This is a genomic window from Devosia soli (assembly GCF_000970455.1).
In the GTDB taxonomy this organism is placed as follows: domain Bacteria; phylum Pseudomonadota; class Alphaproteobacteria; order Rhizobiales; family Devosiaceae; genus Devosia; species Devosia soli.
On the sequence record NZ_LAJG01000014.1, the window covers coordinates 562,593 to 576,384 of the forward strand.

Genomic DNA, 13,792 nt, shown 5'->3' on the forward strand with positions numbered 1-13,792 from the left:
GCCCGCGCTCAGCCCGCGGGCCTTTTTCTATCCCCTTACCACGCCCCGAGAATCGGTTAGCCTTGACCCGCTTTGGGGAGGGCAAGAAATGGCGATCATCGCGGCGTCTTCGGTCGAGAAGATTTTTCGCCAGCCCAAACGCCAGTCGGGCTTCGGCGGCGCTCTTCGGAGCCTTTTTTCCCGCGAACATACCGAGGTGCGCGCCGTTGATGGCATCTCCTTTGCCATCGAGGGAGGCGAAGCCGCAGGCTATCTCGGCCCCAACGGCGCCGGCAAATCCACCATGATTAAGATGATGACAGGCATCCTAGTGCCATCGTCTGGCACGGTGGAGGTCCTCGGCCGCGAGCCCCATTCCAATCGCATCACCAATGCCGCCGAAATCGGTGTCGTCTTCGGCCAGCGCAGCCAGCTCTGGTGGGATCTGCCGGTGCGCGATAGTTTTGACCTCAACCGCCACATATACGATATCCCGGCGTCGCGCTTTGCCGACAACCTCGCCCGCCTCACCAGCATGCTCGATATGGCCGGCTATATCGACCGCCCCGTCCGCCAGCTCAGCCTTGGCCAGCGCATGCGCGCCGAAATCGCCATGGCGCTGCTACACGATCCGAAAATCCTGTTCCTCGACGAACCGACAATCGGCCTCGACGTGGTCGCCAAGGACGTGGTCAGAAAATTCCTCGCCGAGGTCAATCGCGAGCGCGGCACCACCATCATCCTTACCACCCACGATCTCGTCGACATCGAGGAAATCTGCCCTCGCCTCATCATGGTCGACGATGGCAAACTGCTCTTCGATGGCGAGCTGCGGCACCTGCGCACAGCCCTCGGATCCCGCCGCCGCCTCAAGCTCGAATTCGGCACCGACCCGGGCGCGATTACCCTCAAAACCGCACAACTGGTCACCGACGAGGGCCTAGCAAAACACTTCCTGCTCGAAAGCCAGCAGACCTCTATCCTCGATGTTCTGACAGAACTCGGTTCCGGCCATGATCTGAAAGACGTAAAACTCGAAGAGCCCAATATTGAAGAGGTCATCCGCACCTTCTACCAGAATAAACCCGCCCTCGCGGGAGCTAGGCCATGAGGGCTGCTTCCTATCCCGCCTTCGCGCTCACAGCCTTTCAGTCGCGCCTTGTCTATCGCAACCAGGTTTGGGCCAGCGCCTTCGGCGATCTCGTCAGCATTTTCGCGCGCATAGCCATCTTGACGGCCGCCTTTGCCGGCGCAGCCCAGGTCGATGGCATCACCCTGCCCGAAATGGTCACCTATGCCCTGCTCTCAGGCCCGCTGCTCTATTGGGAATATTCGCGCGTCCTCTATGATGTGGGTGACGCCGTCCGCACTGGCGACGTGGCAGTTTTTCTCCTGAAACCCCTCCATTACCCGAGCTATCTCCTCAGCACCCATTCCGGCCATTTCGCCTTCGAATGCGTCGCCATCGTTGTCCCGGTGGCCCTCATCGTCGGCTTTACCGTCGGCCTCCTGCCGCCTGCCAGCCTGTTCCACGGCCTGATGTTCTTCCCCTATTGGGCCGTCTCCTGGCTGATCCTGTTCATCCTCGCATGCCTCTGCGGCCTCCTCGCCTTCTGGTTGCTCACCGCCTTCTCGCTCGAATGGTTCCTCATGGCGATCATGTCGCTCTTCTCTGGCGCCATCATTCCCCTCTGGTTCCTGCCGACTCCGCTCGCCACGCTCTTCGGCTACCTGCCCTTCGCCTGGATCAGCTACTATCCGGCCGCAGTCTACCTCGGCAAACTCGACGTCACCGCCACCTGGCTCCATCTCGGCATCGGCCTCTTCTGGCTCACGGTGCTGAGCGCCGCCGTGCTCGCCCTCTGGGCCAAGGCGCGCCATCGACTCATCGTACAGGGAGGCTAGAAAATGTCCCGCTCCCTCGCGGTCGTCCCCCATCTCGTCCGCATGTATGTGCGCACCCGCTTGGAATATCGCGGTGCCATGCTGCTCGCGTGGTTCGCCCAGGCTCTGAGCTATGCCGCCACCTATACGGCCATCGCCCTCCTGCTTCTCCGCTTCGGCAATCTCGGCGGCTGGACCTGGAGCGAAATGGCGCTGCTCCTCTCCTTCCATCTCCTCGCCTATTCCCTCGGTGCATCGCTGAGCTTCACCCAGTTCCGCGACATCGAGGAAAAGGTGCGGCTCGGCACCTTGGACGCCGTCCTCATCAAGCCCGTTAGTCCGTGGGTTTACCTCGTCTTCTCCGGCCTCAACATCGGCTATGCCGGTCACATCATCCTCGCCGTCGGCCTCATGGCTTGGGCCGTCACCGAAGTTGCCGTCGATTGGTCAATCCTGACAGCGCTATACTTCGTCGCGGGCCTCCTCAGCGCCGCCATGGTCACTGCCGCCATCATGACCATGATCGGCGCCACAGCGCTCGTCTGGGTCCGCTCAAAACACCTGTTTTCGATCTTCTTCGGCTTCTGGGAATTGGCCCGCTACCCGCTCAACATTTTCCCTGTCCCGCTCCAGATCCTGATGCTGACCATCGCCCCGCTCGGCTTCCTCGCCTTCGTCCCGGTCGCGGTAACCCTGGGCAGGCCCGTCCCCCTCCTCGGCGATTGGGCCGCACTGACATCCCTCCTCGCTGGCCCCTTAGCCGTCACCCTCGGAGCCCTCCACTGGCGCCACTGCATCCAAAACTATCAGGGCGCGGGCGGCTAGCTCGTACTTTTACACCGCGTCATTCCCACTCTCGATTGTCACCCCGGCGAAGGCCGGGGCCCATCCTGAGATCTCAAGATGGATCCCGGCCTTCGCCGGGATGACAGACGGCGGATGCGAAACTAGCGCCACGCCCCCTCCTAAAGTCGGGACTCGACAAGCCCCAACTCCTCGGCTAGCTTCCCCGCCATGATCAACGCAGCGACCTTTTATTGGTATTTTAGCTATCCGCTCCCGGCGGAGGCTATCGCGCGCGTGTCCTGATCCCGACAAGACCAGACCCAAATCGCAAGCCAGCCGCCCGACTTCCGAGGCGGCTTTTTTCTTGGCCCCTCGAAAACCACTCCGAGGACTAAGAAATGCTCAAATCCACAGACGACCTCCGCATCACCGAAATCAAACCGCTGACCACGCCCATCGAGGTCATGCGTCAGCATCCGCGCACCGACGCTGCCACCCGCACCGTCATCGCCGCCCGCCACGATTTCCATAATATCCTTACGGGACAGGACGATCGTCTGGCCGTCATCGTCGGCCCCTGTTCCATTCACGATCCCAAGGCGGCCATGGACTATGCCACCCGCCTCGTCGCCTTGCGCAAATCCCTCGGCGATCGGCTCGAAATCATCATGCGCGTCTACTTCGAAAAGCCCCGCACCACTGTGGGCTGGAAGGGGCTCATCAACGACCCCGATCTCGACGGCAGCTTCAACATCACCCAAGGTCTGCACACTGCGCGTACGCTCCTGTTGGATATTGCCAATCTCGGCCTGCCTGCCGCCTGCGAGTTCCTCGACATGACGACGCCGCAATACATTGCAGATCTCGTCTCATGGGCGGCGATCGGCGCGCGTACGACGGAGTCGCAGATTCATCGCGAGCTGGCGTCGGGCCTTTCTTGTCCGGTCGGCTTCAAGAACGGCACCGACGGCAACGTGAAGATCGCCCTTGACGCGGTGCTGTCTGCCTCTCAGCCACACCATTTCATGGCCGTTACTAAGGACGGGCGCTCGGCCATTGCCGCGACGACCGGCAACGAAGATTGCCACATCATCCTTCGCGGCGGCAAAACTACGAATTATGACGCCGCCAGTGTCGAGGCAGCTGCGCAGGCGGCAACCAAAGCAGGCCTTAAACCGGCCATCATGATCGATGCGAGCCACGCCAATTCGTCCAAGAAGCCGGAAAACCAGCCCCTCGTCCTCGCCGATATCGGCGCTCAGATGGCTTCTGGCGACAAACGCATTATCGGCGTCATGATCGAATCTAACCTCGTCGCCGGCCGTCAGGACCTCGTCCCCGGCCAGGATCTGGTCTACGGCCAATCGATCACCGATGGTTGCATCGATTGGGAGACGACCGTCACGACGCTCGAAGCTCTCGCTGACGCAGTTGAAAAGCGCAGTGCAGCGACCAATCAGGCTGTCGCGTAGTTTCTCCCGCGCACGCACTGCACCTCCCCTTGGATGGGGGTGGTTGGAAGGGGGTGAACGGCGATCTCCCTTGACCCCCCGTCCCCATTCCTGTTCTCTCCGCGCATGGCCAGAAACCCGCTCACGCTTGTCCCGAACGTCATCACCATCGCCCGGATCGCATCCATCATCCCAATTGTCGGGTTGGTGATGAGCGGCGACAGCACAATGCGCATTGTGGCCGTGTTGATCTACGTCGTCGCGGCGGCGAGCGACTGGGTAGATGGCTATCTCGCGCGCGCCTGGAATCAGTATTCCGACCTGGGGCGCATGCTTGATCCCATTGCCGACAAGTTGCTGGTTGGCATCCTGATCACGGCGCTTGCCTGGAGCGGCAGTTTTTCTGGCTGGGACATGGTCCCGGTGGTCGCCATTCTCTTCCGCGAATTCTTCATTTCCGGGCTCCGCGAATTTCTTGGCAGCACCGCCGTGGTTCTGCCGGTCAGCAAGCTGGCGAAATGGAAGACGACAATCCAGCTCGTCGCCCTTGCGGTCGTGCTGGTCGAGCCGCTGATTTCTGGCATCGGTCTTGTCTCGGATCTCATCCTCTGGGTCGCAGGCGCCATCACTCTCTGGACTGGGTGGAACTATCTGCGGGCGTCCTGGCCCAATCTGTCCGGCACCACCGCCAAATGAAAGTCCTTTACTTCGCGTGGCTTCGCGAACGCCTCAATCGCGCGAGCGATGATATCAACCTGCCCGACGATATCACCACCCTGACCGAGTTGGTCGCCTGGCTCCGCGCCAACGACGAAGCCCTCGACTTGGCCATGGATAATCCCAAGCAGTTCAAGCTCTCGCGAAACGCCCGCATCGTTTCGTGGGACACCGCCATTACCGATGACGATACGATTGCAATCCTGCCGCCGATGACCGGTGGGTGAGCATGATCGTCATCTCTTCCCTGCCCTTCGATCCCGGCAAACTCCTGCACGATTTTCAGTCCGATCACCCCGATGCCGGCGCCGCTGTCACCTTCACGGGCATGGTGCGATCGACAAAAGACCGGCCAATTTCGGCGCTGATCCTTGAATGCTACCCGGAGCTGGCGGAAAACGAGATCGCCGCGATCCGTACTGCTGCAGTCGACCGCTTTAGCCTTATCGATGCGGCGATCGTGCACCGCTACGGTCGGTTGGTGCCTGGAGAGCCGATCATGCAGGTGATGACTCTCGCTTCGCATCGTCAGGCGGCTTTTGACGGTGCTCAGTTCCTGATGGATTACCTCAAGACCGACGCGCCCTTCTGGAAGCAGGAAGAAACAGAGGCGGGCACGGCATGGGTCGAGGCCAAGGCAGCAGACGACGCAGCGCGCGAACGCTGGACGTGAAAAAGGCCGGGTCTTGAACCCGGCCTTCGTACTTTAGCTATACTTATTCAGCTGCGGCGCGCTTTGGCTGCACGGCCACCGAATAGGCATCGATCAACGTGCGGCAGCCTTCGCCTGGCGTGAAGACATTGTCGCCGATCAGCGAAACGGGTGTGACCTCGGCGGCAGTGCCGGTGAGGAAACATTCGTCGAACTGTCCAAGCTCTTCTGGACCGATATGCCGCTCGGTAACGGTAAAGCCGTTCTCCTTGGCCAGCGCAATCAGCGTTTGGCGCGTAATGCCGTTGAGGAAGCAATCGGGCGTCGGGGTCGTAATGTCCTTGCCCTTGATGAAGAACACATTGGCGCCAGTGGCTTCAGCCACATAGCCGCGATAATCCAGCATCAGCGCGTCGGCATAGCCATTGGCCATCGCGTGGTCCTTGGAAAGCGTGCAGATCATGTAAAGACCCGCAGCCTTGGCGGAGGACGGAATCGTCTCGGGCGACGGGCGCTTCCACTTGCTCCATTCGAGGCGAATGCCCTTGAGCTTTTCCTCGACCGAGAAATAGCTTGGCCAGACCCATGCGGCGATCGCGACATGAACCTTGTTGTTGCGCGCCGGTACGGACAACTCTTCCGAACCGCGCCAGGCGACCGGACGCACATAGGCGTCAACGAGGCCATTCTTGTCGAGCAAGAGGCGCTTGGCCGCTTCGATCTCATCGACCGAATAGGGGAAAGGCATGTCGAGCGTTGCCGCCGAGCGGATCATGCGTTCGGTGTGCTCGCGCGACTTGAAAATTTCGCCGCCATAAGCGCGCTCGCCTTCGAATACCGAGCTGGCGTAATGAAGCCCGTGCGTCAGCACGTGAATCTTCGCGTCCTTCCACGGTATGAGTTCGCCGTCGAACCAAATCCAGCCATCGCGCTGGTCCATGGGCACGCCTGCCATGATCCTCTCCAAAGTCTTATTGCCGTTCTCACACGTAACATGCGTCCATTCGATCATGCCCCAAGGGCCATGCCCTTGGCAAACCACAATGTCTTTGGGATAAGACGGAACGCCGGTGTGATGGAGCGACAATGCCAGAGAACCAAAAAAATGTCAACAAGGCTGACATAAATTCTGGTCATCTGGCACAGTCTGGTTTGCCACTTGATATCATGGGGCTCTTCTTCTTCGCCTATCGCGACTTCACTGGAGACGCGGACGCTCTCCTCGAGCGACAAGGCTTCGGAAGGGCGCACCACCGCGTGCTTTACTTCGTTAATCTTCGTCCAGGCATGCCCGTCGCGGACCTACTGGACATCCTAAAAATCACCAAGCAAAGTCTGGCCCGCGTCCTCCGGCAATTGCTCGACAACGGGTATGTCGAGCAAAAGACCGGCCATTCCGATCGCCGGCAGCGACTCCTGTTTGCGACGGACAAGGGCCGTACATTCTTTGCAACGCTCTCGGCGACGCAGGCTAGCCGCATCGACGCGGCGATCGGGGCACTGCCGCCTGAGGGTGCAAGAATGGTCCGTCAGTTCCTCGTGGCGATGGTCGACCCAAGCGATCACGCTGTGCTCGACCGCTTGAGCCTGACGATCAATCTTCAGTCACCACTGACGAAATAGGCTTGTCCATCAGCACCTTGTTCGGCACTCTTTCCAAGTTGCGACGTCTTTCTCAGGGCGCAACGTTAAGGAGTTGTCTATTTTTAGTCTGGACGAGTACTTGAATGAGGCGCATCGCCTTGAAGACCAGGGCGAAATAGTCGAGGCAATCTGGAGCTACGAAACGGTCCTGCGGGATCCGGCCATCAAGCAAAACCTGCAAATCCTGCGCGCCGCAAGTCTTGGGCTAGGCGCTTTGCTGCTCAGTGAAACAAAGACGGGCGATGACACGCAACGCATTGATCGCTTGATCAATCGAGCGATCAACATTCTCACCTTTGCCGATGCGCATTATCCGACAGATGCGTCCATCGGTTTGGCGCTGGCCCACGCGCACGCCGAGCGGTTCGAACTGAGGCGGCGCCCAGCGGATCTGCTGGCTGCCAACATGCTGCTCGACACCATTCCCAACCGGACCGATGGCCGCGAGCCGCTGGTGATCCAGCATATGGAAGCGCTGCGCACGCGGCTTGCTAACCAGCGAAACGCCAAGCCGCGAGCTTAGCCCCTGCCGAGCTCTTCGCTGCGCAACCGCGCCGCCGTAACTGCGCGCTCCATGAGCGGCGCGAGCCCGTCCGGCGCCATCAACACCGCCAATGCCGCGGCGGTTGTGCCGTTGGGCGAGGTGACGTTTTGCCGAAGCGTACTGGCCGGGGCGGGATCAGCTTCCAGCAAAGCCGCCGAGCCGATCACCGTTTGCCGTGCCAAAATCATCGCGACACCCGCCTCGAGCCCCTGCGCGACGCCGGCGGCGGCAAGAGCCTCTACGAGATTGAACACATAGGCCGGACCCGATCCTGAGACGGCGGTCACCGCATCGAGATCGCCTTCCTTTTCAAACCATACGACGCTTCCGGCCGCCTTGAGCAGGGCTTCTGCAGCGCCCTTGCCCGCACTATCGACCCCTGCTCCCGAAACGACGCCCGTAATGCCCTTGCCGACCTGTGCCGGCGTATTGGGCATGCTCCGAACGACGCGATCGGTCCCCGTCCCTGCCGCCAATTGCGCCAACGAAATGCCGGCCGCAATGGAAACGATGAGCGTCTTGGGGCCGATGACGGATTTCAACCCCGCCATGACCTCGTTGATCACTTGCGGCTTGACGGCGAGCACCAGGACATTTGGCATAAGTCCCACTGCTTCGGGGTGGATAGTCAGCTCATAGTCGGCCGCGAAGTTCTTTGCGTCTTCGGTCGGCCGCGGATCGACTAATACGAGATTGGTTGGCGGCAAACCAGCATCGAGCCATCCTGCAGCGAGAGCCGTACCCATCTTGCCCGCGCCAACCAGCATGACCGGGCCAATCGATCGCAGATCAGTCATCAGGCTTCGCCCACCGTTTCGAACATGACATGGCTCAGCGCATCGGCAGCCGATTTACCGGCCCAGACGACGAACTGAAACGCCTGGTAGTAAAGATCGCAGCTATCGGTGGCTGAACGCAAGAGCGCCTCGCACTGGAGCGGCGAGACATCCGCCCCGCCGGTCAGGAGGTGCGAATTGCGGAAGAGCACGACGCCTTCCTTGTTCCAGATATCGAAATGCCCGATCCAGAGCTGTTCGTTGATAAGGCTGATCAGCTGCCGCACTTCATTGCGCCGCCCGTCAGGCACTTTAAGATCGAAGGCGCAGGCGATGTGGAGGGATTCGAGATCCTCCATCCAGTTGAACGAGACATGGTAATCGCTCCAGCCGCCACGCACGGAGATGGAAATCTCATCGGCGTCCTGTCGCTCAAAGGTCCAGTCGTTGATCGAAGCGATATGCTCGACCAGGTCCACCGGGTGGGACAAACGATCGGGCTCGAATTCAATCAGGGACATGGGCCGGTTCCGTGCTGGCAAGCGGACCTCGCTCGAGCGCCCTCCCGGCCTTCGAATCGTCCACTCCCAGAAGCCTACACGTCATTGATGATTCAGGGAGCGGTGCGGGGCAATCTCCTGTGGATGATGGTAACCATCCGTTAACCATAATTGTGGCGAGGGGAGCGCTGAGCCCAAACTGTCCGGACGAACTCAGCCACGTGAAAGAGCGCACGAGGTCATCAAGGACGGCTCCGTGCGACAGAAGGCTTCGACATCCGCAAGGATCGGAGAATTAGGCGGGCTTGGCAGCCTTGAGCGTAGCGATTTCCTGCCGCAGAGCATCGATCTCTTCGCCTTGCACCTGCACGAGTTCGCGAAGCGCGTCAAAATCCTCGCGCTTGACCAATTCCATGTCAGCAACAATGCGCTGGGCCTGGGACTTTGCAACGGTCTCGACTTCACGCCGCACGCCATCGGCGACACCCGCAGCTTCGTTCATGATCCGGCCGATGCCGTCGAAAATCCTGCTGGTGCTCTGCGTCATGGCTCTATCCGGTTTTGCTTTTGCCGATGGCTTCTATGTAAGGCAGCTTGCTCGACTTGACCAGTGCAGCGAATGGCCGCGGCTGGACCGAGACTTGTATTCTAGCCCCTCCTCGGCCATCAACTTCTGGGGAGAAACGACATGCCGATCATCATCACCGACGCAAATCCTTCATGGCCCGACGAGTTTCTGGCGCTGAAGCCCAAACTCCTGACCCTCGCGCCTCAAGGAGCCTATTTGCATCACATTGGCTCCACGGCCGTGCCAGGCCTAGCCGCCAAGGACGTGATCGATATCCAGATAACCGTCGAGGATCTAGAACGCGTCGATTTCGCGGCTTTTGTCGGTGCAGGATTTCGCCGGGGCGGGCACACGTCCGATCATTGCCCGCCATTTATGGATTTGCCTGCGGCGCAACTGAGCAAATGGCTTTTCGTGTCTGAGGAGCCACGGCGCGCCCATATCCACATTCGGCGGCGAGGCGCTTTCAATCAGCAGTTCCCCCTCCTCTGCCGCGATTATCTCCGCTGTCATCCCGTAAGCGCGGGAGCTTATGAACTGATCAAGCAGCGGCTAGCGGGTTTCTTCCCGGAAGACCAGGGCGCCTATTATGACATCAAGGACCCGGTCTTCGATCTGATCTACGAGGCTGCGCTGGAATGGAAACAGCGGACATGCTGGACCGAACCGAGTCCCGATTAGCCTGCCTCTGAACCGAAACGTTTCGCCATCCGTAGCTTCGGTAAGCGGAGGTAGCAATGAGCGAAACGATTATCATCGTCGGCGGCACAGGCGGCATCGGTTCTGCGCTTGCCCGCAAGGTTGCAGCCCGAGGACAGTCGCCTCATCTGATCGGCCGCAAGACCGACCAGCTCGCTAGTCTTGCTAGCGAGTTAGATGGCACGTGGTCTGAGGCAGATGTCACAGATGTGCAGGCCCTGACGAGCGCGGTTCAGGAAGCGTCCGGTCCGGTTGCGGGCCTTGCCTATTGCGTCGGCACGATCAATCTCAAGCCTTTGGCGCGCCTTAACGCAGACGAATTCGCTCGGGATTTCAGCATCAATGCGCAAGGCGCAGCGATCGCCATTCAAGCGGCGCTGCCAGCCCTCAAAGTGTATGACGGCATTTGCTCCATTGTATTGTTCTCGAGCGTCGCCGTAGCGCAGGGTTTTAGCGGTCATGCGTCCATCTCCATGGCCAAAGGAGCGGTTGAAGGGCTAACCGTAGCACTCGCGGCGGAGCTAGCTCCCAAAATCCGCGTCAACGCGATTGCGCCGTCCTTGACGGCAACTCCACTGGCCGAGGCGCTGACATCGAACGAGGCAATGGCAAAATCTATTGCGCAACTGCACGCTCTTGGCCGGCTCGGCACCGCGGAGGACAGCGCCGCAGCAGCAGACTTTCTCCTTTCTGATCAATCCGGTTGGATCACCGGGCAGATCCTCAGGGTCGACGGCGGGCGGTCAAGCCTGCGCACCAACGGCTAAGCCCACGATCCGTCAGCGTAAGAGACCAATTCAAGAGGGCAGTTCCGGGCCTTTCTTTGCCTGCCCTCTTGCGACCTCAGCAGACCAAGGCTAGGGCTCTTTCACCCTGCACCCGCGCTGCCGGAAAAGGAAAAGCCTTGCCCTTTCCCAATATCGATCCCATCGCCTTTTCCATCGGTCCGATCGCCATCCGTTGGTATGCCCTGGCTTACCTCTTCGGCGTGATCCTTGGCGCCGGCTATGGGTATCTGCTGTTGCGCAATGAGCGGCTATGGTACAAGGGCGCCCCGCCCTTCCCCGCAAAGGACATCTGGGATTTTGCCTTCTGGGCCATGATCGCGATCGTGGTTGGGGGACGCACCGGCTATGTGCTCTTCTATAATCTGCCCTACTATCTTTCTAACCCGCTCGAGATCATCAACACCCTTGACGGCGGCATGTCCTATCACGGCGGTATGGTCGGGTTAATGCTGGCCGCCATTCTGTTCACGATCTCGAAGAAGGGGAATTGGCTCTCTTCCCTCGATCTTCTTGGTGCCGTTGCCACTATCGGCATCATGCTCGGGCGCATCGCCAATTTTATCAACGCCGAGCTTTATGGCGCGCCGACTAACCTGCCGTGGGGCATCATCTTTCCGACTGATCCGCTCGCGGTACCGCGCCATCCAAGCCAGCTCTATGAGGCTGCCCTAGAGGGCCTTCTGCTCTTTCTTATCATCCGCATTGCAACGCACGTCTTCTACGCCCTCCGCAAGCCGGGTCTCGTGGCCGGCATCTTTGCCATCGGCTATGCGCTGGCGCGTATCTTGGTCGAGTTCGTGCGGTTGCCGGACGTGCAGATCGGCTACCTCTACGGCGGCTGGTTGACCATGGGCCAGGTTCTCAGCCTACCCATACTCATTGGCGGACTCATTCTCGTCCTCCATGCGATCACGCGTCCTGTCAGCAAGTTGCGTGCATAGGAGCCCCACCGTGCCGACCGAACTCACTCTTGCTCAACAGATCGACCTGCAGATTTCGACCAACGGTCCGATGTCTCTCGCGACCTATATGGGGCTCTGCCTAACCCATCCGACCAAGGGATACTACAAGGGTTCCGACCCACTCGGAGCCAAGGGCGATTTCATTACCGCGCCCGAAATATCGCAGATGTTCGGGGAACTCATCGGCTTTCACCTCGTCAATCTCTGGCAACAGATGGATGAGCCGAAGAGCTTCAATCTTGTCGAGCTCGGGCCGGGGCGCGGAACGCTCATGGCCGACATCCTGCGCGTTGCTTGCAGGGCACCCGGTTTCCGCGATGCGCTGAAGTTGAAACTCTTCGAGACCAATCCCGCCCTGACGGCACAGCAGCGGAATCGGCTTGAGAGCTATGAGCCGCAATGGCTTGAGAACTTTGAGCAATTTGACGATGGCCCGGTGCTCATCGTTGCCAACGAGTTTTTCGACGCATTGCCGATCCGCCAGTTCGTGCGCAAGGATGACGGCTGGCACGAGCGTCTGGTGGGCCATTCGGACGGCAAGCGCGTGTTCGGACTGTCGCCAACACCGATACCGGCCACATCAATGCCGGATGTCATCGCCAACGCCGAAAATGAAAGCGTTTTCGAAGTCTGTTTTGCCGCAAGCGAAGTCATGTCACGCCTTGCCAAGATTGTCGGCACGCAGGGCGGCTCAATCCTGGCCATCGACTATGGCTATGCCCAGACCCAGACCGGCGAAACGCTGCAAGGCGTGCGCAACCATGCCTTTGCCGACGTGCTCGAAAATCCCGGCGAGACCGATCTTTCTGCCCATGTCGATTTCGGCATTCTGGCTGCGGTTGCGCGTGAAGTCGGGCTGGCTGTCGAGCCCTTGGCAACGCAAGGCGAATTTCTCACTCGGCTCGGCATTGCCGAACGCGCCAAGGCACTGACTGGGGCAAATCCGGGTTCTGCCGACGACATTCGCGTCGCTTACGAGCGGCTGACCGCGGACGACCAGATGGGCAAAATCTTCAAGGCCTTTTGCGCCCATAGCCCAGGCCTCGTCCCACCGGGTTTCGTGTCGTGATCAGCTTCGCCCAGGTGCCATCGCTGAAAAACGCTGGCGTGCAGCACGGCTTTTTCGGCCGCAGCGGTGGTGTGTCGAGCGGCGAGTTTGCTGGCCTCAACGTCTCCTACGCAACTGGCGATGTGCCCGATGCAGTTGATCGAAACCGAGCGCTGGTCAGCGAGGCTTTAGGCGGAAAGCCGCTCGTGACGGTCAAGCAAGTCCATTCCAATCGCGTTGTCACGATTGCCGATGGCGCACTGCCTGAAAAGACTGTGGAGGCCGATGCTCTGGTGACGGCCCGTACGGACATGCTCCTCGGCATCCTCACTGCCGATTGCGCTCCCCTGTTGCTGGTCGACCCGGCGGCAAGGGTCGTTGGCGCGGCGCATGCTGGCTGGCGCGGCGCCGTTGACGGCATTCTAACAAATACCGTCCTGGCCATGGAAGCGCTCGGCGCCCAGCGGACGCAAATCCACTTCGCCATCGGCCCGACGATCAGCGGCAAAAATTATGAGGTTGGCCAGAGCTTTGAAGAAGAAGTCTTGACTCTCCATCCGAAGGCCGAGGCATTCTTTTCGACCCCGCCATCGGGCAAGGCGCACTTCGATCTGCCGCGTTATCTTGCAAGCGAAGCGGTCGATCTTGGCGTCGCTGACGTCGTCGACACCGGACTATGCACCTATGCCGATCCGGAGCGGTTTTTCTCGCACCGCTATGCCACCCACCAGAAAACGCGCACCGGCCGGCAGATTGCAGTCATCGGCCTTGCTTAGGCCTAAATTTACGCATGA

Annotated in this window: 18 protein-coding genes; 14 read left to right on the plus strand and 4 right to left on the minus strand. The window is 60.0% G+C overall.

Going from position 1 to position 13,792, the window contains the following annotated elements; genetic code table 11:
* Window positions 1–88 precede the first annotated feature (88 nt).
* The 7 genes from VW35_RS06825 to VW35_RS06855 all read left to right on the plus strand — a co-directional run bounded on the left by VW35_RS06825 (window position 89) and on the right by VW35_RS06855 (window position 5,490).
* Complete coding sequence (locus VW35_RS06825) at window positions 89–1,090, plus strand: ABC transporter ATP-binding protein (RefSeq protein WP_046142204.1); 1,002 nt, start codon at window positions 89–91, stop codon at window positions 1,088–1,090.
* Window positions 1,087–1,884 carry an ABC transporter permease gene (locus tag VW35_RS06830; RefSeq protein ID WP_046142205.1) on the plus strand — a complete coding sequence of 266 codons (798 nt, stop codon included), beginning with the start codon at window positions 1,087–1,089 and terminating at the stop codon, window positions 1,882–1,884. Before VW35_RS06825 ends, VW35_RS06830 begins: the two co-directional genes overlap by 4 nt.
* A gap of 3 nt (window positions 1,885–1,887) precedes the next feature.
* Window positions 1,888–2,688: an ABC transporter permease gene (locus tag VW35_RS06835; protein WP_046142206.1), complete on the plus strand. Its 801-nt coding sequence runs from the start codon at window positions 1,888–1,890 to the stop codon at window positions 2,686–2,688.
* Between the two features lie 359 nt (window positions 2,689–3,047).
* Entirely contained in the window at window positions 3,048–4,121 is a 1,074-nt protein-coding gene (locus VW35_RS06840; protein ID WP_046142207.1) for a 3-deoxy-7-phosphoheptulonate synthase, read from the plus strand.
* Between the two features lie 105 nt (window positions 4,122–4,226).
* On the plus strand, window positions 4,227–4,796 hold the full coding sequence (gene pgsA / locus VW35_RS06845; protein ID WP_046142208.1) for a CDP-diacylglycerol--glycerol-3-phosphate 3-phosphatidyltransferase: 570 nt from the start codon (window positions 4,227–4,229) through the stop codon (window positions 4,794–4,796).
* The gene (gene moaD, locus VW35_RS06850) at window positions 4,793–5,044 is read left to right on the plus strand and encodes a molybdopterin converting factor subunit 1 (protein WP_046142209.1); all 252 of its coding nucleotides are present in this window, start codon (window positions 4,793–4,795) and stop codon (window positions 5,042–5,044) included. Before pgsA ends, moaD begins: the two co-directional genes overlap by 4 nt.
* A gap of 2 nt (window positions 5,045–5,046) precedes the next feature.
* Window positions 5,047–5,490, plus strand: coding sequence for a molybdenum cofactor biosynthesis protein MoaE (locus VW35_RS06855; RefSeq protein ID WP_052951554.1), 444 nt, complete (start codon window positions 5,047–5,049; stop codon window positions 5,488–5,490).
* Window positions 5,491–5,533: 43 nt separating this feature from the next.
* On the opposite strand, the gene VW35_RS06860 is transcribed toward VW35_RS06855, so the two are convergent.
* Complete coding sequence (locus VW35_RS06860) at window positions 5,534–6,424, minus strand: branched-chain amino acid aminotransferase (RefSeq protein WP_046142210.1); 891 nt, start codon at window positions 6,422–6,424, stop codon at window positions 5,534–5,536.
* Between the two features lie 212 nt (window positions 6,425–6,636).
* Here VW35_RS06860 and VW35_RS06865 point away from each other — a divergent pair, with 212 nt between their 5' ends.
* Window positions 6,637–7,092: a MarR family winged helix-turn-helix transcriptional regulator gene (locus VW35_RS06865; RefSeq protein WP_083982558.1), complete on the plus strand. Its 456-nt coding sequence runs from the start codon at window positions 6,637–6,639 to the stop codon at window positions 7,090–7,092.
* 100 nt (window positions 7,093–7,192) lie between these two features.
* On the plus strand, window positions 7,193–7,636 hold the full coding sequence (locus VW35_RS06870; protein ID WP_046142211.1) for a hypothetical protein: 444 nt from the start codon (window positions 7,193–7,195) through the stop codon (window positions 7,634–7,636).
* Here VW35_RS06870 and proC read toward each other — a convergent pair.
* The 3 genes from proC to VW35_RS06885 all read right to left on the minus strand — a co-directional run bounded on the left by proC (window position 7,633) and on the right by VW35_RS06885 (window position 9,480).
* A complete protein-coding gene (gene proC, locus VW35_RS06875) occupies window positions 7,633–8,454 on the minus strand; it encodes a pyrroline-5-carboxylate reductase (RefSeq protein ID WP_046142212.1) in 822 nt (273 codons plus the stop codon). The two genes, VW35_RS06870 and proC, sit on opposite strands and share 4 nt — an antisense overlap.
* Window positions 8,454–8,954, minus strand: a complete 501-nt coding sequence (locus VW35_RS06880; RefSeq protein ID WP_046142213.1) for a type III secretion system chaperone family protein — start codon at window positions 8,952–8,954, stop codon at window positions 8,454–8,456. Before VW35_RS06880 ends, proC begins: the two co-directional genes overlap by 1 nt.
* Before the next feature lie 274 nt (window positions 8,955–9,228).
* Complete coding sequence (locus tag VW35_RS06885) at window positions 9,229–9,480, minus strand: accessory factor UbiK family protein (protein WP_046142214.1); 252 nt, start codon at window positions 9,478–9,480, stop codon at window positions 9,229–9,231.
* A 141-nt stretch (window positions 9,481–9,621) separates the two neighbouring features.
* On the opposite strand from VW35_RS06885, the gene VW35_RS06890 reads away from it, so the two are divergent.
* The 5 genes from VW35_RS06890 to pgeF all read left to right on the plus strand — a co-directional run bounded on the left by VW35_RS06890 (window position 9,622) and on the right by pgeF (window position 13,774).
* On the plus strand, window positions 9,622–10,182 hold the full coding sequence (locus tag VW35_RS06890; RefSeq protein WP_046142215.1) for a GrpB family protein: 561 nt from the start codon (window positions 9,622–9,624) through the stop codon (window positions 10,180–10,182).
* 56 nt (window positions 10,183–10,238) lie between these two features.
* Window positions 10,239–10,967, plus strand: a complete 729-nt coding sequence (locus VW35_RS06895) for an SDR family NAD(P)-dependent oxidoreductase (protein WP_046142216.1) — start codon at window positions 10,239–10,241, stop codon at window positions 10,965–10,967.
* 137 nt (window positions 10,968–11,104) lie between these two features.
* Window positions 11,105–11,929, plus strand: a complete 825-nt coding sequence (lgt, locus tag VW35_RS06900; RefSeq protein ID WP_046142217.1) for a prolipoprotein diacylglyceryl transferase — start codon at window positions 11,105–11,107, stop codon at window positions 11,927–11,929.
* Between the two features lie 10 nt (window positions 11,930–11,939).
* Entirely contained in the window at window positions 11,940–13,019 is a 1,080-nt protein-coding gene (locus tag VW35_RS06905; RefSeq protein WP_052951555.1) for a class I SAM-dependent methyltransferase, read from the plus strand.
* A complete protein-coding gene (gene pgeF, locus VW35_RS06910) occupies window positions 13,016–13,774 on the plus strand; it encodes a peptidoglycan editing factor PgeF (protein ID WP_046142219.1) in 759 nt (252 codons plus the stop codon). The genes VW35_RS06905 and pgeF overlap by 4 nt, the downstream gene beginning before the upstream one ends.
* Window positions 13,775–13,792: the final 18 nt, after the last annotated feature.